Genomic DNA, 20,368 nt, shown 5'->3' on the forward strand with positions numbered 1-20,368 from the left:
TGTCTACCATCTTTCATTTCATCGGTGAAATCCCCGAAACCGTTTTTTGTCCCGCTCTCTATTGCTATGTAGTTCCAATGTCTGCGAGGAGTGGGTGAGATGTCGTTCGAAGAGCAACAAGACTTTGCCAGACAGGTCGCCGACCTGAACAAGTACGGCCAGGCGCTCAACCGGTGTGACTCCGTCGACGAAGTCGTCTCCCTCACGCTCGAAGCGATGTCGCTGCTGTTCGAGTTCTCCTACTCCACGTTCGTCGAGGTTCGTGACGACGACCTCCGGGTCGTCCACAGCACGAACCCGAATCTCGTCCAGGGCGAGCCACCGAGCGACCTGGCTTGCCGGGCCCAGGAGGCCGGCGAGACGCTCGTCGAACAGGGCGCGGAGGCCGCTGTCACAGCCGATTCGGACGTGACGGGTGCGCTGGCTGTCCCGGCCCGGATGGGCGATGAGGTGACCGCGGTGTTAGTCACACGGTCGCAAACCGTCGACGAGTTCGGGGACGAGTACGTCAGGCCGATGGAGATCCTCGCCACCCATGCCGCGACGGCCATCTCCAACATCCGCTCTCGCGAGCGGCTAGAACGCGCCCACAAGGATCTGGAACGGCGAAAGGAGATGATCGAGATGTACGACCGACTCCTCCGCCATGACCTGGGCAACGACCTCCAGGTCATTGCCGGGTTCGCTGACGCCGTCGCGCGACAGGTCGACGGCCAGACCGCGGAGTACGCCGGCAAGATCCAGAACGCGGCCGAGAGCGCCGCCGACCTCATCCAGCGCGTCGGCGATCTCGTTTCGACGCTCGAAGCACAGGACAACCCGGAGCCACAGAATCTCGCGACGGTCCTCGGGGACACAGTCCGGGATGTCAGAGCCAACTACGGGTCACTGACTATCGACTTCGAGCCGTCAGACTTCGATTACCAGGTGTACGGCGGCGACCTGCTCGACTCCGTGTTCACGAACATCATGTCCAACGCGGCGGTCCACAACGAGGGCGAGGTCCACATGCGAGTGGCTCCGGCGGAAGCCACCCCTGACGAGGTCACTGTCTGTTTCGCCGACGATGGGGCGGGTGTCTCGCCAAGCCTGCGCGAGAATATCTTCGAGATGGGTGTGAAGGGGCAGGAGAGCTCGGGGACCGGCTTCGGCCTCGGGTTCGTCCGGGCGCTGACGGAATCCTACGGCGGCAGGGTCAGCGTGGCAGAAAGCGACGCCGGTGGAGCCGAGTTCCGCGTCACGCTCGAACGCGTTTAGGTCCTGTCGACAGTTATCGTCAGGCCGTCCTCGGCGAACTGCACGTCGCCGTCGTAGCTGTCCGCTATCGACTCCAGCATCTCTTCGTGTCGTCCCTCCGTGTGTGGATACAGGTGGGTGAGATACACACGCCCGACCTCGGCGTCAGCATCGCGGAGCGTCGCTCCGAGTGTCGTCGGCGTCGGGTGGTTCGACACGTCCACGTCATCCGGGAACGAGCAGTCGTGGACGAGTACGGCCGACCCATCGGCGAACTCGACGAGGTCCGTGAACGCCTCTGAGTCCGCGCCAAGCGTTATCGCTGGGCCGCCATCGACGGAGAGCCGGTAGGCGAAACACTGCATCGAGTGGCGCGTCTCGCAGGTATCGCCGCTGAATCCAGCGAGATCGAACGGTCCGCCGTCGAGGTCCCTGAGCGTCAGGTCCAGACGGTCCTGCATGTAGTCGTGTGTTTCGAGTAGATCCCGAACCAGATCGGACGTGCCCGGTGGACCCGCTATCGTGAGGTCTGTCTCACCGGCCAGCCAGCGGGCCTTCATCAGCACGTCAAGATCGGAAACGTGGTCGAGATGGTGGTGGGTCAGCAAGACGGTGTCGACGCCTTCGTAGCCCGTGTCTGTTTGGGCCAGCGAGTGCAACACGCCGCTGCCACAGTCGACGAGCAGCCGGTTCCCGCCGCGCTCCAGCAGATAGCCGGACTGCATCCGGGAGCCGGTGGGCATGGCGCTGCCGGTGCCGAGAAACGTGAGTCGCATACTGGGCGACAGCGAGCGAACGGACAAAGGCGTTGGCGTGTGGGGACACGCTGTCAGGGAGACCACCAGGGAGCGTCAGCGGAGTGAGGGCGGTGGCCGTCGGCGGGGACGGGATCAGGGCGGCCTCGTGGGGGAGTCACCCGTCGACGGCGCAGTTCATCCTTTGGACGGGGATAGCAAAAATTCACCCGTGGCTCAAAAACCGTTTTAACCGAACCCAACCATCGACAAAACCGCAAAACGGAGCGGGAGACACTTGTGCGAGCACGACGAGAAGCGACTATGAAGAAATCACTCGACGAACACGCCGAGCGGTTCTCCGAACACGCCGACGCCTACGACGAGGACCAGGATTCGGCGGCGTATCGCGCCTGCGTCGACTTCGTTGTCGAGCACGCAGCCCCCGAAAGCGACGACGTGGTACTCGACCTCGGCACGGGGACCGGGGCCATCGCGTTCGCGCTCGCGCCCGACGCACGGGAGATCATCGGCCGCGACATCAGCGACGGGATGTTGGACAAAGCTCGGGAGAAGGCCGACGAGCGCGGCATCGGGAACGTTTCCTTCGGCGACGGCCGCTTCCGCGCTCCGAACGTCGACCGCCCGGTAGACATCGTCACATCGAACTTCGCGATGCACCACCTCGGCGACGACGAGAAACGCGAGGCTATCGACACCATCGCCGATCTGGGGCCACGACGAATCGTCCTCGGGGACGTGATGCTGTTCGGCGACGACGATCCCGACGCACCGTTTTACAGCCCCGAAGTCGACGACCCGGCGACGGTCGGCGTCCTTGCCGACGCCTTCACCGACGCCGGCTACGCACTGACTGGCGTCGAGATGGTCACCGAGCAGGCTGGCGTGCTGGTCGCCGAACAGGTCGACTCGGACTGAGTGGGGCGGCCGCTAATTCCGCTCAGCGGTAGTTCCTGTACGCCCAGAACGAGACGTACAGCGTCAGGACCAACAGCCCACCGAGGAAGAAAGCCACGCCCGGTTCGAGGTCGATGCCACCACTGGCCGCGGCGTCGGTCGTCAGTTGCCGCGCCTCCTCGGTCATCGCTTCGACCGGGGTGTCGGCTTCTGGAACCGGAGTGCTTTCCGGGGCCGGCGTGGCTTCCGGCGTCTCCGTCGCCTCGGCTATCTGGAACCCACTGTCGTCTGTCTCCGTCGGGGCTGGCGTGGGTTCGGCCGTCGCGGCCGTCTCGTTCGCCGCATCCAGACTCTCCGCGTCCCCCCCGCCCTGACCACCGTCTCCGGCGGTTCCCGCGTCGCCGCCGGCCCCCGAACTCCCGAACTGGATCGGGAACTGCCCGAGCAGGAGTTGCAGCATGACGCTGGCCGCGGTGAGAACCCCGATGACAGGCAGGACCCGGCGAACGAGCGACCGGAGCGACTGCTTGCGCTCCTGCGTGCCGACGAACAACACCAGCGGGTCGTCCGGGGGCTCGTACACCTTCATCTCTTGGCCTTTTTCCGAGTACTGGACCCCTGCGACGGTGATCAGCTCTTCGTCTTCCAGTTTCTCCAGATGATACGAGACCTTCTGTATCGACATATTGAGGCGGTCGGCCAGTTCGGAGGGCGTTCCTGGCTCGTCGTAGACGGTGTTGAGAATCTCTCTGGCCGTTTCCGAGGAGAGGGCATCGAGGACATCTGAGACGTCTTCATCGACCCCGACGACCCGGAGCTCCCCGTCCTGTGAGGTGCTCGTGTCGGGACCGCGGGAGGGCAGCAACGACATATATTCCGTTCACTGCCGCCCAGCGTAATGAATCTCGTGGAACCTCACAGGGCCATTTGAGTCTCAGGGCGCGCTATTGAGGGACGAACGACACACCATCTACGACAGCAGTGCGCTCGGTATGCAGAGCAGCGCGCTCTGATTGCCACTATAGCATCCCGGTCACGGACTCCACTGCGTCCGGTGAGAGTGAATCCCGGGGCGGTCGCACCGTCGCGTGGTCGATGATGCCGCGGTCGGCGAGCAGCGCCTTCACGGTGGGCGCGAAGCCGAACTCGGCGCACGCCTCCGAGAGCGGCGAGAGGACCTCCCGCTGGACCGTTCTGGCTTCTGCCACGTCGCCGTTGGCGACGGCGGTGCCCGCTCGTTCTAGCTCGCTGTACAGTAGATGGGAGAGCGCGCTGACGCCGCCGTCGCCGCCCAGCACGAGCGATGGGACGAACAGGCCGTCGTGGCCCTGATAGACGGTGAAATCCTCGGGCGTTCGGTTGAGGACGGCGGTGACGTACGGGAGGTCGCCCGAAGAGTCCTTGAGCCCCGCGACGGCGTCGGACTGGGCGAGCGCGGCGACCGTCTCGACGGATAGCTCCTGTCCGACAGCCCCGGGGATGTTGTAGAGGTAGACCGGTAGCGGCGCGTCGGCCAGAACCGCGTCGAAGAACGCCTCGTTGCCCGCCCCGCTGGCCCGCCCGCCGTAGTACGAGGGCACGACCAGTGTGCTGTCCGCGCCCTGTTCGGCGGCGAACGCCATCCGCTCGTGGACGGTCGAGACATCGGTCGCAGCCGTCCCGACGATGACGCGGCAGTCCTCGGGCACTGTCTCTGTCGCGGTTCGGACGACGGTCCGGTACTCCCCGGGCGAGAGCGTCTCGAACTCGCCGGTCGTCCCGCAGGGAACGATACCGTCGACGCCGGCCGCCGACACGTGTCGGACCAGCGCTTCCAGACCGGCAACATCGAGGTCGCCGTCGGCGTCGAATGGTGTCACCAGCGGCGTCAGTACGTCGAAGGATTCGGCCATGCTCCAGGCCAGACGCGGCGGTCGCTTAGGCGTTTGCCCCGTCGATAGGGCGGAACCCACTTGCCGCGGCGGTCCTACTGGTCGGTAAGAGCCGACAATGGGAGGACGCGAGCGTCTCGCAGCGACGGACCCGGCTTTCGACCCGGAGGCGGTCGACATCGACGACGCCGAGGTGCTTTCCCGCCTCGCGCCCGTCGTCCAGGAGTGGTGGGTCGAGCAGTTCGGTGAGTTCGTCCCCGGCAACGGCGGCTTCTTCACGCCGCCACAGAAGGAGGCCATCCCGCTTATCCACGAGCGTGAGAACGCCCTCATCTGTGCGCCGACGGGGAGCGGCAAGACGCTGGCCTCCTTTACCGGCATCATCAACGAACTGTTCGGGAAGGCCCGCGAGGACGACCTAGAGAACTCCGTCTACTGCCTGTACGTCTCGCCGCTGAAGTCGCTGGCCAACGACATCCACCGGAACCTCGAGCAGCCGCTGGACGGCATCACGGCGAAACTCGACGAGCGCGGCGAGGACGTCCAAATCCGGCACGCCATCCGACACGGGGACACCAGCGACAGCGAGCGCCAGGCGATGCTCGAAACGACGCCCCACATCCTCAATACGACGCCGGAAACCCTCGCCATCCTGCTGAACTCCCCGAAGTTCAAGAAGAAGCTCGAAACCATCGAGTACGTCATCGTCGACGAGATTCACAGCCTCGCCGAGAACAAGCGCGGGACCCACCTCTCCGTGTCGCTGGAGCGGCTAGAGGAGATGGTCGAGGAATCGCCCACGCGAATCGGTTGTTCGGCCACCGTCGAGCCGCTGGACACCGTCGCGGAGTTCCTGGTCGGCCGCGCAGAACCCGGCGGCGACCCCCGGGACTACGAGATCGTGGACACGCGGTTCGCCCGCGATTTCGACATGGAGCTGTCCTGTCCGGCCGACGACCTCATCAACACGCCGCGGGACATCGTCACCGAGCGGTTCTACACCCAGCTCCACGAGCACGTCCAGTCCCACACCAACACGCTCGTGTTTACGAACACCCGCTCGGGGGCCGAACGGGTCCTGCACAATCTCCGCGAGAAGTTCGACGACTACGACGAGTCCAACTCCGGCTGCCACCACGGCTCGCTCTCGAAGGAGAAGCGCCGGGACATCGAGGAATCGCTGAAAGCCGGGACGCTGGACGTGGTGACGACCTCGACGAGCCTGGAACTGGGCATCGACATGCCCCACATCGACCTCGTCGTGCAGGTCGGGTCACCCAAGTCCGTCGCCGCGTTGCTTCAGCGCATCGGCCGCGCGGGCCACCAGTTGGGCGAAACAGTGGAGGGCCGCGTCATCGCGCTGGACCGCGACGAACTGGTCGAGTGTGCGGTGATGCTCGAAAAGGCCGAGCGGGGCTTCGTCGACCGCGTGTTCATCCCTGAGAACGCACAGGACGTGGCCACGCAGCACGTCTACGGCATGGCTATCAACGACGTCCGTCCCGAGGCGACGTTCAAGAGCGTCCTCCGGCGGGCCTACCCGTACCGGAGCTACGACGACGCGGACTGGGAACAACTGATGCGGTACATGACCGCCGACTACCCGGGGATGGAGGACAAGAACGTCTACGCCAAGATCTGGCGGGACACGAACGACGCGCCTGACGGCGAGCACCACTACGAGGAGTACGACGTGGGTGAGCACCTCATCGGCAAGCGCGGGCGGCTCGCGCGGGTCATCTACATGACCAACATCGGGACGATTCCGGACTCTTTCACGTGTGACGTCGTGACACGGAGCGACGATAGCTGGGTCGGCCAACTGGACGAGTCGTATCTGGACACGCTGGAGAAAGGCGACGTGTTCGTGCTGGGCGGGGACAACTTCGAGTACCGCTACCGCCGCGGGTCGAAGGTGTACGTCGACCGGACCGCCGCCCGCCCGACGGTCCCGTCGTGGTTCTCCGAGCGGCTCCCCCTCTCCTACGACCTCGGCCGCGAGATACTGGACTTTCAGGGCCAGTTGCTGGACCGGCTGGCAGACGGCGGCATGTCGGAAGTCCGCAACTGGCTCCGGGAGTTCCCTATCGACGAGAACAGCGTGCGGGCCATCGCGCGGATGTTCCGCGAGCAGGTGGCCTACGCCGGCCCGGACAGCGTCGCCACGACCGACCGCCTCGTCATCGAGGAGACGCTGGACCACGACGAGTACGAGCGGCACTACCACGTCCACTCGAACTACGGCCGACGGTTCAACGACGGTTTCTCGCGGCTGCTGGCATACCACATCGCCCAGGCAGCCAGCGCGAACGTCCAGGTTGCCGTCGCCGACAACGGCTTCACGCTCTCGATGCCGCTGAACCGCAAAGTCGACATCGCCCGAATCGTCGACGATCTGGACCCGGAGACGGCCCGCGAGGACCTGCGGGCCAGCCTCGACGGGACGGACCTGCTCCAGCGGTATTTCCGCATCAACGCCACGCGGTCGCTGATGATACTCAAACGCTACAAGGGCTACGAGAAGTCCGCGAGCGAACAGCAGGTCTCCTCGGAGATGCTGCTGGGGTTCGCCGAGGACCTCGGGGACTTCGCCGTCGTCGAGGAGACCTACCGCGAGATTCTGGAGGACAAGCTCAACGTCGACGGTATCGAGACTGTCCTGCGTGCGATTCAGGACGGCGACGTTGACGTGGTCCGGACCCGCGTCGATTCGCCGTCACCGCGCGCTTTTGGCCTCGCGACGCTGATGGCCAGCGACGTGGTGCTCGCCGAGGACGAGTCGGCCGTCTTACAGGATTTCCACCAGCGAGTCCTGAGCGAGATTGAGGATGGAGACGCCGAAGACAGCGCCGTTGCCACCGACGATTGAGCCGGACCGGGGGTGTTCGAACTGCCCGCTTTTGATCCGCTGTATTGCCCTTGAGCGAACAGTAAAGGCCACGGGACCCAAAGGCGTGTTCTGCAATGCCACATCACACACATGGGAGTGACGACAACGCGAATGAACACGAAGAACCGGCGGCTGGCCACGTCCACGAATCGGTCGACGACGGCGTCGACGCGAGGGACGACTGGGCGCGGCGACGGCGCAAGGGAATCCCGACCGACAAGCAACTGCTCGTCGTCGCCTGCATGGACGAGCGCATCCCCGTCGAAGACGCGCTCGGTCTCTCACTCGGCGACGCACAGATATTCCGGAACGCCGGCGGCAAAGTGACAGACGACGTCATTCGCTCGGCCGCGCTGACGACACAGTACTTCGACACGACCGAAATAATCGTCGTCAACCACACCGACTGTGGGATGATGAGCGCGTCCGACGAGGACGTCGTCGAGGGGTTCGAGGCCGCGGTCGACGGCGACCTCGACGATGTCGATCTGGACCCCGCACTGCCGGAGCTAACCATCGGTGATGCGTCCATCGCGGAGTGGGTCCGGATGACCGACGACATCGACGCGGCCTGTGCGGCACAGGTCGAGTACCTCGAAAACCACGAGCTGATTCCCGATGACGTAACCGTGACCGGATACGTCTACGAAGTCGAGAGCGGCCACCTCCGGCGGCCCGGCGAGCGGGTCGCCGAGCAGGTCAACGAGCGCGTGTAGGGCTGTTGCGGTCGTCACTGGGCGACCATCGACTGGGACGGAGCGGTATCGCGACAGACCAGTGTTCGGAGCGATGCCTCGCCGGGACATTTGCGGTTGTGGCGGCGGGTTCTGCTGTGCCGTGCGTGTCCGCCTACTGCTCGGAGACGACCGGGCAGTTCACCATCGCCGCGCCGGCGGCCAGGATGTTAGCGTTCTGGGCGGATTCGAGGTCCGAAACGCTATCGAAGTCGGCGTTGTCGTAGACGTTCACCGACCACAGCGGCGAGTAGGCGTCGTCGCCGGGCACCGTTGCCGTGACGTTGTGTGTCTGGTCGTTGCCTTCCTCGGACATGAATCCGGAAGCGGGGCCACCACCATCCTCGCCAGGGTTTGTATTGAAGCTCACGTAAATCGGGGACAGCGGAACGGAGCCGTCATTCAGCGAGAGGCTGGCTTCCTCGAACAGGAAGTACGAGACGACTTCGCCCTCGTACCAGCCCTCAACGAGCGACGCGGGACTTTCATCCGCGCTGTGACGCATCGACGCCGTTGACCCGTCGGGGACGATCGGGCAGTTTTTGATCGTGTCCGTCGGCGAGATGTCGAAGCCGGCGTCCTGAATCCCCTGGACGCTGGTCACCGTGTTTGCCTCGTACTCGTCGGGCACGGTCACGTTATGGACCTGCCAGAAGTCGTTGTACCCCTCGTCGCCAGGGACCACGTCGACCACGTTTAGCTGGTCCTCGACGGGGTCGCCGTTCTCGTAGAAGAGGGCGTAGATGGGCGCTGGCTGGGTCGACTGCACGTCAAAGTCGTAGTACTCAATGACGTCCCCGTCTGGTCCGTACCCCTGCGTGCGGAACTGCGCGTCGAAATCGATGGGCTCGTCCGGGCCGGGCAGCGCGTCGTTCTGGCTGCGCCGGTGTAACATTCCGGCGCTGTCGCTGAACCGGTCAATGCTGGCCCGCGGCGCCTCGCTGGGGTCGGTCGGACTCATATCGGCGTCCATCGACTCGGTCATCTCCTCGTCCATCGCGTCGGTTTCCTCCCCCATCGACTCGCCGTCGCCCTCGGTCATCGCGTCCTCCGCTGTCATCGATTCGGTCATCGCATCGGTGTTTTCGCCGCCGTCGTCGCTCCCGGCACAGCCGGCGAGCGGAAGGGTTACACCTGCAGCAGCGAGCGTCGTCAGAAACGTCCGTCGGCTTCGTGACATACGCTTTGTCCGGCGTCGGGGCTATACAAGGAGATTTTTCGAAGTTTCGGGCGATTCCGGCCTCACTCCACCCAGTGTCACGGTCGAAACTCTTCCAATTTCGCCCCTGAGCCAAACCGTTAATCCGCGACCAGCCCCTCAAATATGACATGGAGTCGCTCCACCCGCGGGTGAGATTGCTGTGGATTCTGTCGACAGTCATCCAGGCGTCGGTGCTCGGCGTCATCGCGTATCTCGTCGACCGGTTCGCGGTCTCACTGCCACAGACGGTAGTCGTCGGCGGCTGGGTCGTGCTCGTGGTTCTGGGTGTTGTCCACGCCATCGCCGCCCACCGGATCTGGCGTTTTGACCTGCAGGACGACGCACTCTTTCTCCTCCGCGGTGTCGTGACCCGGACCGACACGTCGGTCCCCTACGTCCGTGTCCAGCACGTCGACACCACGCGCGGCCCGGTAGAGCGCGCCATCGGGCTGGCGAGCGTCGTCGTCTACACTGCCGGGACCCGCGGCGCGGACATCACGATTCCCGGACTGCGGCCCGAACGAGCTACCGAACTGCGCGAGCAGCTCCGTGACCTCGCGAACGAGAGCGAGGCCACGGACGCGGTATGAACCGGCTCCACCCGCGGAGCGCCGTCGTGCGGATCGCCAGAGCGACCCTGCAGGGTGGCTTCTTCGGCTTCTTCGGCGGCTCGCTCGGGAGCGGGATGTTCGCGCTCCCGTGGTTCGCGGTGCCAGCGCTCGCGGTCCTTGGCGCGGTCGTTTTCAGCGGCTACGCGCTGGCGCGCTATCTCCGCTTTCAGTACGAGCTCGATGGCGACACGCTCACTGTCGAGTCCGGCGTCTTCGCCAGACAGTCCCGCCAGATTCCGCTGGGTCGCGTCCAGAACCTCGACGTGGAGCAGAACATCCTCAACCGCTTGCTCGGGCTCGCTATCGTCCGATTCGAGACGGCCGGTGGCAGCGCGACGGAGGCCACGCTGGACGCGGTCGACGAGGCCGAAGTCAAACGCCTGCGGAACTACGTGCGGACCCACGACCGGGACGAGGCAGCCGAGACGGCGGCAGCCACCTCCGACGCGGTGTCTGAGACTGCGACAGCCGGCCGCTCGGCCCATGCCGACCTTCCCGGCGTGACCGGTCCCACATCGACACACACCGGCGACGCACAGACGGCGAATGACCTCGGAGAACCGGTTTCGGCTTCGGTCACGGAGGAACGCGACCAGCCGGACGGGTCGCTGCTGTTCGCGTTCGACCAGCGCGAACTCCTGACGTACGCGCTCGTTTCCGTTCGGCCGGCCGCGCCGGTCCTGACGCTGGCGTCGCTCCCGCTGGGGATGGACGTCGTCTGGGCGGTCCTGCGGTTCAATGCAACCCTTGCCGGCGCATCGCTGAGCGGGCCGGTGGTTCGATGGCTGGCCAGCTCACCGGAAACCACGCGGCTCGCCGTCTTTGCCGTACTCTCCGTCGTCCAGTTCTTCCTGCTCGCACTGGTCGTCAGCGTGGCGCTGACAGTCGTCGAATACTACGGCTTCCAGCTCACGCAGGCCGACGGCGACCTCAGGTACGAGCGGGGGCTGTTGCGCCGCTACAGCGGCAACATCCCGCTGGAGAAGGTCCAGACGGTCACCATCCGCGAGAACGTCCTGATGCGGCAGTTCGGCTACGCGACGCTGGCCGTCGAGACGGCCGGCTACAGCGGCGGGAACCAGCAGTCCAGTCAGGGCGTCGCCGTCCCTCTCGCACCCCGCGAGGAGGTATACGAACTGGCCCGTGACATCGAGCCGTTCGGCGACCTCGACTTCGACCGTCCGCCGAAGCGCGCCCGTCGGCGCTATCTCGCGCGCTTTTCGCTAGCGGCGGCCGGACTCACCGCAGTCGCCTACGCCGTCGACTCGCTGGTGCTTGCGACGGGCTACTGGTGGGTCGCCGCCCTCCTCTTTCTCACAGTTGCGCCGGCGGCCCACCTCCGCTGGCGACACCGCGGGTTCGACCTGGACGAGTCCGTGCTGGCGACCCGGAGCGGGTTCTGGCGGCGGACAACGCGAATCGTCCCGTACTACCGACTTCAGACGGTATTCGTCACGCGGTCGCCGTTCCAGCGACGCCGCGACCTGGCGACCGTAGGGGCTGACACGGCGAGTTCCTCCAGTCTGCTCGGCGGCGTCGCTCGGGTGTACGACATCGACGAAGGCACCGCAACAGAACTCAGAGACACGCTGCGGGAGCGGCTCACCGCACACGTCGCAGGGCTGCGTACGGGCGACAGGGCCAGCGACGCGGACGCGTAGTCAGCCCCGCGCCCACTCGACCATCCGACCGTACACCTCGTCAGTCGACAGCGCGTCGCCGTCGCCGACGAGGACGAGCGCCTTCTTCGCTCGCGTGAGTGCGACGTTGATACGCCGGTAATCCTCGAAGATGGGACTGTCGAGCGTCCCAGTGGCGACGAAGGAGATGACGATAACCTCCTTGCTCGACCCCTGGAACCGGTCGACCGTGTCGACGGTCACGTCCGGCAGGCGCTTGGAAATCTCCGCGACTTGGGCGCGGTACGGAGCGATGACACCGATATCGTTGGCCGGAACTCCTGCGGATCGGTACGACGCGACGATTTCGGCGATGCGGTCGGCCTCAGCCGGGTTGGTGTTGCCGACCTGGCTTCCGTCGGGGTCGACGAACGCCACGCGATCCCGGAGTCCTTCGGGCAAGCTCGCCGTCGAAACACCGTCGAGGTCGTCGAGCCGCTGGGCGGCCACCTCGCCGGTCGCCGGCCGCAACTGCCCGTCGTAAAACTCCCGCGAAGCGAAGGCCTGAATATGCTGGGCCATCCGGTACTGTCGGTCCAGCATCACGCCCGCGTCCGGGTGGGCGTCGATGAGCCGCTCGAACAGCGAAGTCGACAGCGTCTCGTCCTCGGACTGGACCACTGGCGGGAGCTGCTGGTGGTCGCCGACGAGCACGAATCGGTCGGCGAGCGTCGTCGCCGCGAGCGTCCCCGGCTCGGTCAGTTGGCCGGCCTCGTCGACGACCGCAACGTCGAACTCCTGGGTCTGGAGCGTGCTCCCGCCGCAGGTGGCCGTCGTCGCCGCGACGACCTGCGCGCCCTGGAGCCGACTCGCGCACTCACCGGGGTCGCCGCTGGTCTCCAGGCGGTACTTCTGCATGTCATCGCGGACGCCGCTCTCCGTCCCCACGCGGACGATATCGGTGTAGCCCTGGTCCTCCAGTGCTTCCAGCAGATTGTCGACGGCGCGGTTGGTGAACGCCGAGAGCAGCACTCGGTCACCGCGAGCAACGAGGGCCCGAACCATCCGCGCCAGCGTGTACGTTTTGCCCGTGCCAGGCGGGCCGTGGACGAGCGCGAAGTCCTCCGCGCCGACTGCTAGCTGGACGGCCTCGTTCTGCGCGTCGTTGTTGTCGATGAACGTCTCCTCGACAGCGTTGAACTCAGGCTCGCGCCGCCCGAACAGCACGTCCTTCTGCTCGGGCGACTGGAGGAGCACGGCGTCGTGGAGCGCGTTCTGGAGCCGGTCGGTCGTCAGTTCGGAGGGGTACACGTCCAGCCGGCGGAGGTCCAGTGGCTCGTCGGCCGTGACGACGATTTCTTCGCCGAGACGTTCCACGCGGGCCAGTTCGGCGTTGCCGGTCACCGGGTCGCCGTCGCTGGCGAGCACGAGATTGCCTTCACGAATCTTCGAGACGGCCCCGGTCCCGGTTGCCCGGAGTTCCCAGCGGCCGCCGTCGAGTTCCCGGCGACCGGTCGGTTCCAGGTCGATGAGCGCCCGGTCGTTCTCGGCCCGCTCTTCCGGCGTTTGCTCCCAGAGCTTGGCATACTCCCGGTGGACGGCCCGGCGCTCGGCCTCGACTGCCGTGTAGAACTCCTCGAAGTACTCCAGTTCCTCCTCCGGGACCGCTCGGCCGACCGTGCCGGCCTTGGATTCCTGATCGAGGCGGCCGGAGACGGCCATACAGGTGTCCTGCTCGAAGCAGTACTCGCACTTGGCGTTGGCCTCGTAGCCCGTCGGCACGCCCGAGTCGTACTCCATCGCCGCAATCGCGTTGCGGGTCCGGACGACGTAGTTCAGCAGGCCGCTCCCGATGGAGAACTCCTTGGCCGGCGAGAGGTCGCCGCTCTCCTCGTTGCGGTCGACGGCGGCGTTTTTCGTGTAGAGAAGCGTGCCTGTGTCCGGCGCGGCGTCGACGGCGCTGCCCGCGCCGGCAGCGCGTTCGCCCAGCATCAGCGCGTACGCTGTCGCCTGAATCTTGTCCTGAAACCGCGGCTCCCGCTTGGTGTTCTTGCCGGTCTTGAGTTCGACGGGCATCCCCCGCCGGACGGCGTCGGCCCGCCCTTTCATCCCGAACCGCTCGGAGATGAGGGTCATCTCGGAGCGCCATTCATCGGTTTCTGTAAGCGTCCCCTGCTGGAGCCACCCCTGGATGGCCGACGCGTGGTCACGCACGTCCCCGGCCACTTCGTCGGCCTCCCGGCCGAGCAGTCCGATGTCGAGGCCGGCGGCGTCGACCTGTTCTTCGATAGCGGTGTCGAGGTCCCGTCCCCGAAGCAGATCGCCGAACACCTCGTGGACAACGGTCCCTTTCACCAGCGGGTAGGCGTGCTCCGCGCCGTCGAGTTTCCGGAGGTAGTACATCCGCGGGCACTGCACCCACGCCCGGATGTCGGTCACATCGACGAGGAAATCCGGCTGGACGACGAGCGTGGCGTCGCCGCCGACGGAGTACTGCTGCTCGCCCTGGTACTCCCGCTCGTCGGGGTTGTAGACGGCGATCTCCATCCCTGTCTCGATGACCGCGGCGTTCTCTGTCCACTTCCCCCAGAGCGTCACCGTCGTCGGTTCGCCGGCTCCGCGTTCAGGCCGGATGGTCACCTCACAGAGGTCGCTCTCCCCGTACTGGGTGTTCACCGTCTTCGGCTCCTCGATGTCGACGACGACGCCGCGAACGCGGTCCGCGCTCACTGGCTGGCCCTCCCCTGTTGCACGGCCCAAGCGAGGGGGCGGACCCTCAAAAGTCGTTCGCGCCGCGGGTCATTCGGTGGTCGCGTCTGCATCGGAGTTACCATCGGCAGCGTACTCTTTCAGCGTCTCCAGCGCAACGTCTTCGAGCACGTCCTCGCTCGTCGCTTCGAGGTTCACCGGCGGTGCACGCCCGGCCTCGTGGGCCTCTATCCAGCGCGGGACGCAGACGCACCAGTGGTTACCGGGGTCCAGCCCGGGAAAGTTCAGTTCCGGCCGCGGCGTCACGAGGTCGTTGCCCTGGGCCTTGCTGTACTCCAGAAACTCCGCCGTCATCACGGCACAGATTTCGTGCCGACCCGGGTCGCGCTGGAGCGGGTAGCAGTAGCCGTCGCGCATGAACCCCGTCACTGGGTCCATCGAACAGGGGGCTAGCTCCCCGCCGAGGACATTGCGTTCACTTTCCATACCACGTCTGGCTGTTCCGGAGAGTAAAGCCGTTCGCCTACGGGGTTGTCCCTGGCTGCCACGCCGCTGGTTGCCATCGTTCTCGGTGGCGACCGCTCGGCAACTGTGGCAACCGGGACCGATGGGTTCATTCTGACCCAGGCCGAACGGGAAACTGACAATGCGCGTTCGTGACTGGCAGGACATTCTCGAAGACGTGATGGAGAGCAATGCCAATCCGGGGGACTGGCGTGCCGTCGGGGGCGACCGCGCGAACGGAATCGGCGAGGACATCTACTTCGGTCACCCCGACGCCGGCGTCTACCAGCTCAAGACCTACGCGAAGAACCCCTTCGAGGTACAGGGCGTCGGGTCACAGGTGGCCCGCCGAATCGACGAGGACATCGACCCACTGTTCCCGAATGACGGGTCCGGTATCTTCGGCGTCCAGCAGGGGCCGGAGGACAAGGACGACGCCAAGGAGAAGGCCAAGAACCTCGAAACGGTGCTCGAAACCCATGCGGACGCACCCACGTCGCCGCAGGCGTTGCTGGAGGACATGATGGACGCGATGGACTCCCCCGCCTACGGCCCGATGGAGTTCGACCACCACGACCGGCCCGACCAAATGACCGAACTCACCGAGACGTTCGAGGAGGCGGAGGAACTACTCGACGCGGAGTTCGAGGACGTCATCGAGGAAGACGTAGAGCGGGGCTTCTACTGATGGCCGCACGGACACGCGCCGCCTGTAACGGGGGTCGCTGATGGTTGGCCCCTCGATGACGGACGCCGACCGGAAACGCTTCCTCAGATACATGCAAGCCGGCTTCGCGCTCCTCGTCGGCGTCTCGATGGGGCTGGTGACGTTGTACGGCGGTGCCGGACTGCTGACGATGCTCGGTATCGTTGTCGGTGGAACCGCTGTCGGCGGCGTCCTCGCGTGGTATATCATCCCGGAGAGCGTCGCAGAAACACCGTACGAGTCGTTCGACAGGGGTCCGAAACCCGGCGCGCGAACGAGACAGCGCCGGCAGGAAAACGACGGCTCCGGACAGCGGGCGTCCGAGGACGACGGCAGACTCTCGCGGAACCGCGATTAGAGGAAATCGTCCTGCATTGCCGGGTCCTGCTGTTCGGAGGCCGTCTGGTCGAAGATCTCTTCGTCGAGCGTCTCGGTCTCTTCCGTCGTGGTGTTGTAGGCCGAAATCCCTCGTTTCAGGAGGTCTTCCACGGCCTGGTCACGGTTGAGGAACTCGCCCTGTTCGACGAGTCGCTGGATGTCCGAGTCGACCTGGTCCGGAAGTGACACCTTGATCTTGCTCACACTTGCCGCCTATACCGTTCGGACATAAAAACCCACCCCTGGTTTTGGGAGTGGGTAAAAAGGCGCACGCGTGGATGCACGGAACCGTCACACACTTGCCGGCGGCCAACACGAACCAGAATGTGAACGCGAACGACCGAGCGATCACCGCGCTGGTCATGCTCGCACACGGACTGGTCCACACCTACGAGATGGCGGTCCCGATCTTCGTCGTCATCTGGCTCACCGAGTTCGACCTCATCAACCTCGGTGTCGCCCAGTTCGACGTGACGACGGCGACCGTCGGCGTCATCGTAACGCTGGGCTACGGCCTGTTCGGGGCCGGTGCGCTCCCGGGCGGTATTGTCGTCGACCGTATCGGCTCCCGTCGCCTCATCACGGGCTGTCTGCTCGGCATGGGTGGCTCGTACATCCTGCTGGGACTGGCCCCGAGTATGGTCGTCATCGCGCTGGCGCTCGTCCTCTGGGGACTCTCGGCCAGCGTCTACCACCCGGCCGGGCTCTCGCTCATCAGCAAAGGCGTCGAACAGCGCGGGACCGGGCTGGCCTACCACGGCGTCGCCGGCAACCTCGGTATCGGACTCGGCCCACTTGTCGCCGCGGTTCTCCTGCTCGTCGCCGAGTGGCGGACGGTCGCGCTCGTCCTGGGCATCCCCGCGTTGCTCGCCGCCGTCTACGCCTCGCGGGCGAGTTTCGACGAGACGGCGGCGGTGACGGCCGCGACTGACGGCGGGTCGAAAGCCAGCAGCGGTATCGACTCGCTCGGGGAATTTCTCACGGAGAGCAAGCACTTGCTGACAGGGAGCTTCCTGCTTGTGTTCGCCGTCGTCATGTGCTCGGGGCTGTACTACCGCGGCGTCCTCACCTTCCTCCCGGAACTGCTGCGGGACCTGCCGGGCTTCGAGCCCATCCCGATAGAGACGCTATTGCCTCCCAGCGTGCTCTCCGCGCTGGGTATCGAGGCCGGGACGGGCCAGACGCTCAAGCCACAGGACTACTTCTACGCCGGACTGTTGCTCATCGGCGTTTTCGGTCAGTACGCCGGCGGGAAACTAAGCGACCGAATCCCCGTCGAGTACGGCATCGCCGGCTCGTTCCTGATGCTTGCCGTCCTTGCGGTGCTGTTCGTTCCGGTGTCAGCCATGGGCTTCGGTCCGTTAGCGGTGCTTGGTGCGCTGCTAGGGGTCACCCTCTTCATCGTCCAGCCGATGTATCAGGCCGCAGTCGCGGAGTACACGCCCGCCGGAACACGGGGCCTGTCGTACGGCTTCACGTATCTGGGCGTGTTCGGCGTCGGCGCGCTCGGCGGTGGTCTCGCGGGGTCGATTCTGGCCTTTGCGAACGCGACGGCGCTGTTCGGGACACTCGCCGGCATCGCACTCGTCGCCGTCCTTGCGGGGAGTGCCCTCGCCCGGCGGTCGTGACCGCGTGTTTTCCCTTCCGGGGTCGTCCCGCCAGATAGCCTCTTCCGGAACCGCCGCATCGCTTGCTATTTCTGTCTGTACGATGTACCTGCCTCTCAGATGGACGCCGCAGTTATCGTCCCGGCCTACAACGAGGCGGAGTCGCTGGCCCGTTGTCTGGCTCCCTTCGAGTCACAGCCCGTCGAACTAGTCGTCGTGGTCGGCGGCGACGACGGCACAGAGCAGGTGGCCCGTGACACGTCCTTTGTCGACACTGTCGTTCGGTGCGACGAGGGTGGGGCGGGAATCGCCAGAAACCGCGGGGCGGCGGCCGCGACAGCGCCGATTCTGCTGTTCACCGACGCCGATACGGTCGTCCCCGCCGACTGGGTCCGCCTGCATCTCAGGCACTACACCGACGCCGAGGTGGTGGGGGTCGGCGGCCCCGCGCGTCCGCTTGAAGACAGCCTCAAACACCGCGTGCTGTTCAAACTGCTGTCGGACTACTGGTATCGGGTGTCCTGGCCGCTGGGCTTCGTCCAGCAACCGGGCTTCAACTGTAGCTTCCGGGCCGACGCCTTCGAGGCTGCGGGCGGCTTCGACGAGGACATCCCGTTCATGGAGGACACCGAACTCTCCCTGCGGATGAAAGACCACGGGCGAATCGTCTACGACGCCGACTCCTGCGTCGCTACGTCGGCCCGCCGCGAGGCCGACGAGGGATATCTCTCGCTGTTCGCGAAGTACGTCCGCGGATACGCGAACCACTACATCCTCCGCCGGGAGTTCGATGCCGACTACTTCTGAGAAGGGCAGCCTTTTTACGGCACACCCCGGAGCAGTGACACGATGAGTAGCTGGCGGTCACTGTCCCGACGTGCTGTCGAACAGGTACGGTCGGACCTCCGGGACGACCCCTATCTCCGCTACGTGCTTCTGCTGTCGACTGTTATGGTCGGGTTCTGGTTCTGGCACCGCATTCCGAACTTCGCGACCCGTGACGAGTACAGCCGCTTGCTCGACGCGATGGTCGTCTACGGGTCGATCTTGGAAGAACCGAGTTTCGAGGGACTCAAGGCCGGCGTCGAGTGGGGGCGGGCCCCCTTCGGCGCGACGCTGTACCTCTATGCGCTGGCCATCCTCCCCGTCGTGCTCGTCGCCGCTATCACCGGCGACCTGGGCGCGTTCACCGCGATTGCCTTCCCCGGCTGGGAGTTCGGCCACTACGAGGCCTGGGCAGCCACGCCCGAATGGATCTGGACCTGGAGTCTGGTCTCTATCCGGCTAACCAACGTCGTCGCCGCAATCTGTGCCGTCTACCTCACGTACCGTCTCGGCGTCGCAATCGAGGGACGCAACGCCGGCCGGCTGTCGGCTGTCGTGCTCTCGCTGACTTTCGGCTTCCTCACCATCTCGAAGGAAGCCGGCGAAGATATGCCGGCGCTGGTGTTCGTCCTCCTCGCGCTGTACCTGCTAGTCAGGTACGTCCAGACCGACGACGGAACGCTGTTTCTGGCAGCGAGCGCCGCCGGCGGCGTCGCGATTGCGTTCAAACTGACGGCCGCGCCGGTCGTCCTGCTTATCGGTGTCGCCTTCCTGCTGCGTGCCCACGCCGCCGACGCGCCGCTGACGGAGACGCTGTACCGGCCGAAGCTCCTGTTGAGTGGCGCACTGCTCGGGTTCGTCATGATCGTACTCGGGTTCCCGACCGCGCTCGTGGCGGGGGCCGAACCGTTCGTCGAGCGGGTGTTCGGCGGCTCGACCTCGCGGATGAGCCACCCGACGGGCCCCGACGCCCCGATGTGGTGGTGGTTCCTCCGGGGCTACTTCAGCGCGCTGGGACTGCCGCTGTTTGCCGCGGCCGCAGCAAGCGTCGTGGCGACCGTCGCCACGTTGCGCGACCGCGGTTCCGCTTTCCACGGCACCGTTCTCGTCCTGACGGGCCTGACGGCCTACATAGCGATGTTCTCCCAGTGGCACGACTTCCGCGTACACCACCTCCTACCGACCTTCCCGCTCATCGCCTTGCTCGTCGGGGGACGACTGGTGCAGCTCCGCGAGCGCTCGACCAGTCTCGCTCGCCCGGTGTTGGCCGTTCTGCTGGTGACGACGGCGGTCTACGCCGGCGTCGGGACGGCCCAGTTCGCGTCGATGCCCCGGGACGAGGCGACGGCGTGGCTCGAAGACAACAGCGACGAGGGCGACGTGGTTGAGACGTATCGCGTCCACGTCCAGGACACTGCCGTCCCGCACTCGCTGACCGCCCGCCACGTCGCCGGACAGGATTCGGAGGCAGAAGAGGCGATGGCGTGCCCGCGATACATCCAAATCGGGTATCGGGACCTGCTGTATCTCAAGGAGGACACCTACTACCGGAACGGCGACGCACAGGCGACCTACCTCCGGACCCTCCTGAACGAGGAGTACAACTACAGGATAGCCGCCGAGTTCGGGGCGCGGCCGCCGAACTTCGTACCACAGCGACCGACCCCCGGCTCCTTTACCGACCTGCTCCGACTCGGCGTCGTCCCGCACACGGACCAGTTCGCCGACGAGCAGGAACTCGCGGCGAACCAGTACACCCTCATTCTGGAACGTGACGGCGAGTGCGACCCGAGCCGGCATCCGCCGTTCTGATTGCCGCCGTCCC

General features: G+C 65.7%; 18 protein-coding genes. 11 read left to right on the top strand and 7 right to left on the bottom strand.

Features of this window, described 5'->3' with window-relative positions; all coding sequences use genetic code 11:
- The first annotated feature begins 99 nt into the window (after positions 1-99).
- On the top strand, positions 100-1,257 hold the full coding sequence (locus ACOZ4H_RS10070; protein ID WP_424329151.1) for an ATP-binding protein: 1,158 nt from the start codon (positions 100-102) through the stop codon (positions 1,255-1,257).
- Here the strand turns inward: ACOZ4H_RS10070 and ACOZ4H_RS10075 are convergent.
- A complete protein-coding gene (locus tag ACOZ4H_RS10075; RefSeq protein WP_424329152.1) occupies positions 1,254-2,012 on the bottom strand; it encodes an MBL fold metallo-hydrolase in 759 nt (252 codons plus the stop codon). The genes ACOZ4H_RS10070 and ACOZ4H_RS10075 overlap by 4 nt on opposite strands.
- A gap of 282 nt (positions 2,013-2,294) precedes the next feature.
- On the opposite strand from ACOZ4H_RS10075, the gene ACOZ4H_RS10080 reads away from it, so the two are divergent.
- Positions 2,295-2,909, top strand: coding sequence for a class I SAM-dependent methyltransferase (locus tag ACOZ4H_RS10080; RefSeq protein ID WP_424329153.1), 615 nt, complete (start codon positions 2,295-2,297; stop codon positions 2,907-2,909).
- Between the two features lie 22 nt (positions 2,910-2,931).
- Here ACOZ4H_RS10080 and ACOZ4H_RS10085 read toward each other — a convergent pair whose 3' ends face one another.
- Entirely contained in the window at positions 2,932-3,759 is an 828-nt protein-coding gene (locus tag ACOZ4H_RS10085; protein ID WP_424329154.1) for an ArsR/SmtB family transcription factor, read from the bottom strand.
- Positions 3,760-3,907: 148 nt separating this feature from the next.
- Positions 3,908-4,780 (bottom strand): dihydrodipicolinate synthase family protein, encoded by an 873-nt coding sequence (locus tag ACOZ4H_RS10090; protein ID WP_424329155.1) that lies wholly within the window; start codon positions 4,778-4,780, stop codon positions 3,908-3,910.
- A gap of 97 nt (positions 4,781-4,877) precedes the next feature.
- Between ACOZ4H_RS10090 and ACOZ4H_RS10095 the strand changes: the two genes are divergently transcribed.
- Both ACOZ4H_RS10095 and ACOZ4H_RS10100 read left to right on the top strand, forming a co-directional pair.
- Complete coding sequence (locus tag ACOZ4H_RS10095; protein WP_424329156.1) at positions 4,878-7,628, top strand: ATP-dependent helicase; 2,751 nt, start codon at positions 4,878-4,880, stop codon at positions 7,626-7,628.
- Positions 7,629-7,723: 95 nt separating this feature from the next.
- On the top strand, positions 7,724-8,365 hold the full coding sequence (locus ACOZ4H_RS10100; RefSeq protein WP_424329157.1) for a beta-class carbonic anhydrase: 642 nt from the start codon (positions 7,724-7,726) through the stop codon (positions 8,363-8,365).
- 133 nt (positions 8,366-8,498) lie between these two features.
- Here the strand turns inward: ACOZ4H_RS10100 and ACOZ4H_RS10105 are convergent, their stop codons facing one another.
- Positions 8,499-9,563 carry a hypothetical protein gene (locus tag ACOZ4H_RS10105; RefSeq protein ID WP_424329158.1) on the bottom strand — a complete coding sequence of 355 codons (1,065 nt, stop codon included), beginning with the start codon at positions 9,561-9,563 and terminating at the stop codon, positions 8,499-8,501.
- Between the two features lie 149 nt (positions 9,564-9,712).
- Here ACOZ4H_RS10105 and ACOZ4H_RS10110 point away from each other — a divergent pair, with 149 nt between their 5' ends.
- On the top strand, positions 9,713-10,174 hold the full coding sequence (locus ACOZ4H_RS10110; protein ID WP_424329159.1) for a PH domain-containing protein: 462 nt from the start codon (positions 9,713-9,715) through the stop codon (positions 10,172-10,174).
- Positions 10,171-11,856, top strand: a complete 1,686-nt coding sequence (locus ACOZ4H_RS10115) for a PH domain-containing protein (protein WP_424329160.1) — start codon at positions 10,171-10,173, stop codon at positions 11,854-11,856. The genes ACOZ4H_RS10110 and ACOZ4H_RS10115 overlap by 4 nt, the downstream gene beginning before the upstream one ends.
- Here ACOZ4H_RS10115 and ACOZ4H_RS10120 read toward each other — a convergent pair whose 3' ends face one another.
- Both ACOZ4H_RS10120 and ACOZ4H_RS10125 read right to left on the bottom strand, forming a co-directional pair.
- Complete coding sequence (locus tag ACOZ4H_RS10120; RefSeq protein WP_424329161.1) at positions 11,857-14,544, bottom strand: AAA domain-containing protein; 2,688 nt, start codon at positions 14,542-14,544, stop codon at positions 11,857-11,859.
- A gap of 69 nt (positions 14,545-14,613) precedes the next feature.
- Positions 14,614-15,009: a DUF2237 family protein gene (locus tag ACOZ4H_RS10125; RefSeq protein ID WP_424329162.1), complete on the bottom strand. Its 396-nt coding sequence runs from the start codon at positions 15,007-15,009 to the stop codon at positions 14,614-14,616.
- 160 nt (positions 15,010-15,169) lie between these two features.
- On the opposite strand from ACOZ4H_RS10125, the gene ACOZ4H_RS10130 reads away from it, so the two are divergent.
- Positions 15,170-15,715, top strand: a complete 546-nt coding sequence (locus tag ACOZ4H_RS10130) for a hypothetical protein (RefSeq protein WP_424329163.1) — start codon at positions 15,170-15,172, stop codon at positions 15,713-15,715.
- A gap of 40 nt (positions 15,716-15,755) precedes the next feature.
- Positions 15,756-16,091 carry a hypothetical protein gene (locus ACOZ4H_RS10135; protein ID WP_424329164.1) on the top strand — a complete coding sequence of 112 codons (336 nt, stop codon included), beginning with the start codon at positions 15,756-15,758 and terminating at the stop codon, positions 16,089-16,091.
- On the opposite strand, the gene ACOZ4H_RS10140 is transcribed toward ACOZ4H_RS10135, so the two are convergent.
- Positions 16,088-16,315: a ribbon-helix-helix domain-containing protein gene (locus tag ACOZ4H_RS10140; RefSeq protein ID WP_004518043.1), complete on the bottom strand. Its 228-nt coding sequence runs from the start codon at positions 16,313-16,315 to the stop codon at positions 16,088-16,090. The two genes, ACOZ4H_RS10135 and ACOZ4H_RS10140, sit on opposite strands and share 4 nt — an antisense overlap.
- A 74-nt stretch (positions 16,316-16,389) precedes the next feature.
- Between ACOZ4H_RS10140 and ACOZ4H_RS10145 the strand changes: the two genes are divergently transcribed.
- The 3 genes from ACOZ4H_RS10145 (at position 16,390) to ACOZ4H_RS10155 (ending at position 20,355) form a co-directional block, all read left to right on the top strand.
- On the top strand, positions 16,390-17,739 hold the full coding sequence (locus ACOZ4H_RS10145; RefSeq protein ID WP_424329165.1) for an MFS transporter: 1,350 nt from the start codon (positions 16,390-16,392) through the stop codon (positions 17,737-17,739).
- Between the two features lie 99 nt (positions 17,740-17,838).
- The gene (locus ACOZ4H_RS10150) at positions 17,839-18,525 is read left to right on the top strand and encodes a glycosyltransferase (protein ID WP_424329166.1); all 687 of its coding nucleotides are present in this window, start codon (positions 17,839-17,841) and stop codon (positions 18,523-18,525) included.
- Between the two features lie 42 nt (positions 18,526-18,567).
- Positions 18,568-20,355 (top strand): ArnT family glycosyltransferase, encoded by a 1,788-nt coding sequence (locus ACOZ4H_RS10155; protein WP_424329167.1) that lies wholly within the window; start codon positions 18,568-18,570, stop codon positions 20,353-20,355.
- The last annotated feature ends 13 nt before the right edge of the window (positions 20,356-20,368 follow it).

The sequence above is a fragment of the Haloarcula amylolytica genome (assembly GCF_049705545.1).
In the GTDB taxonomy this organism is placed as follows: Archaea; Halobacteriota; Halobacteria; order Halobacteriales; family Haloarculaceae; genus Haloarcula; species Haloarcula amylolytica_B.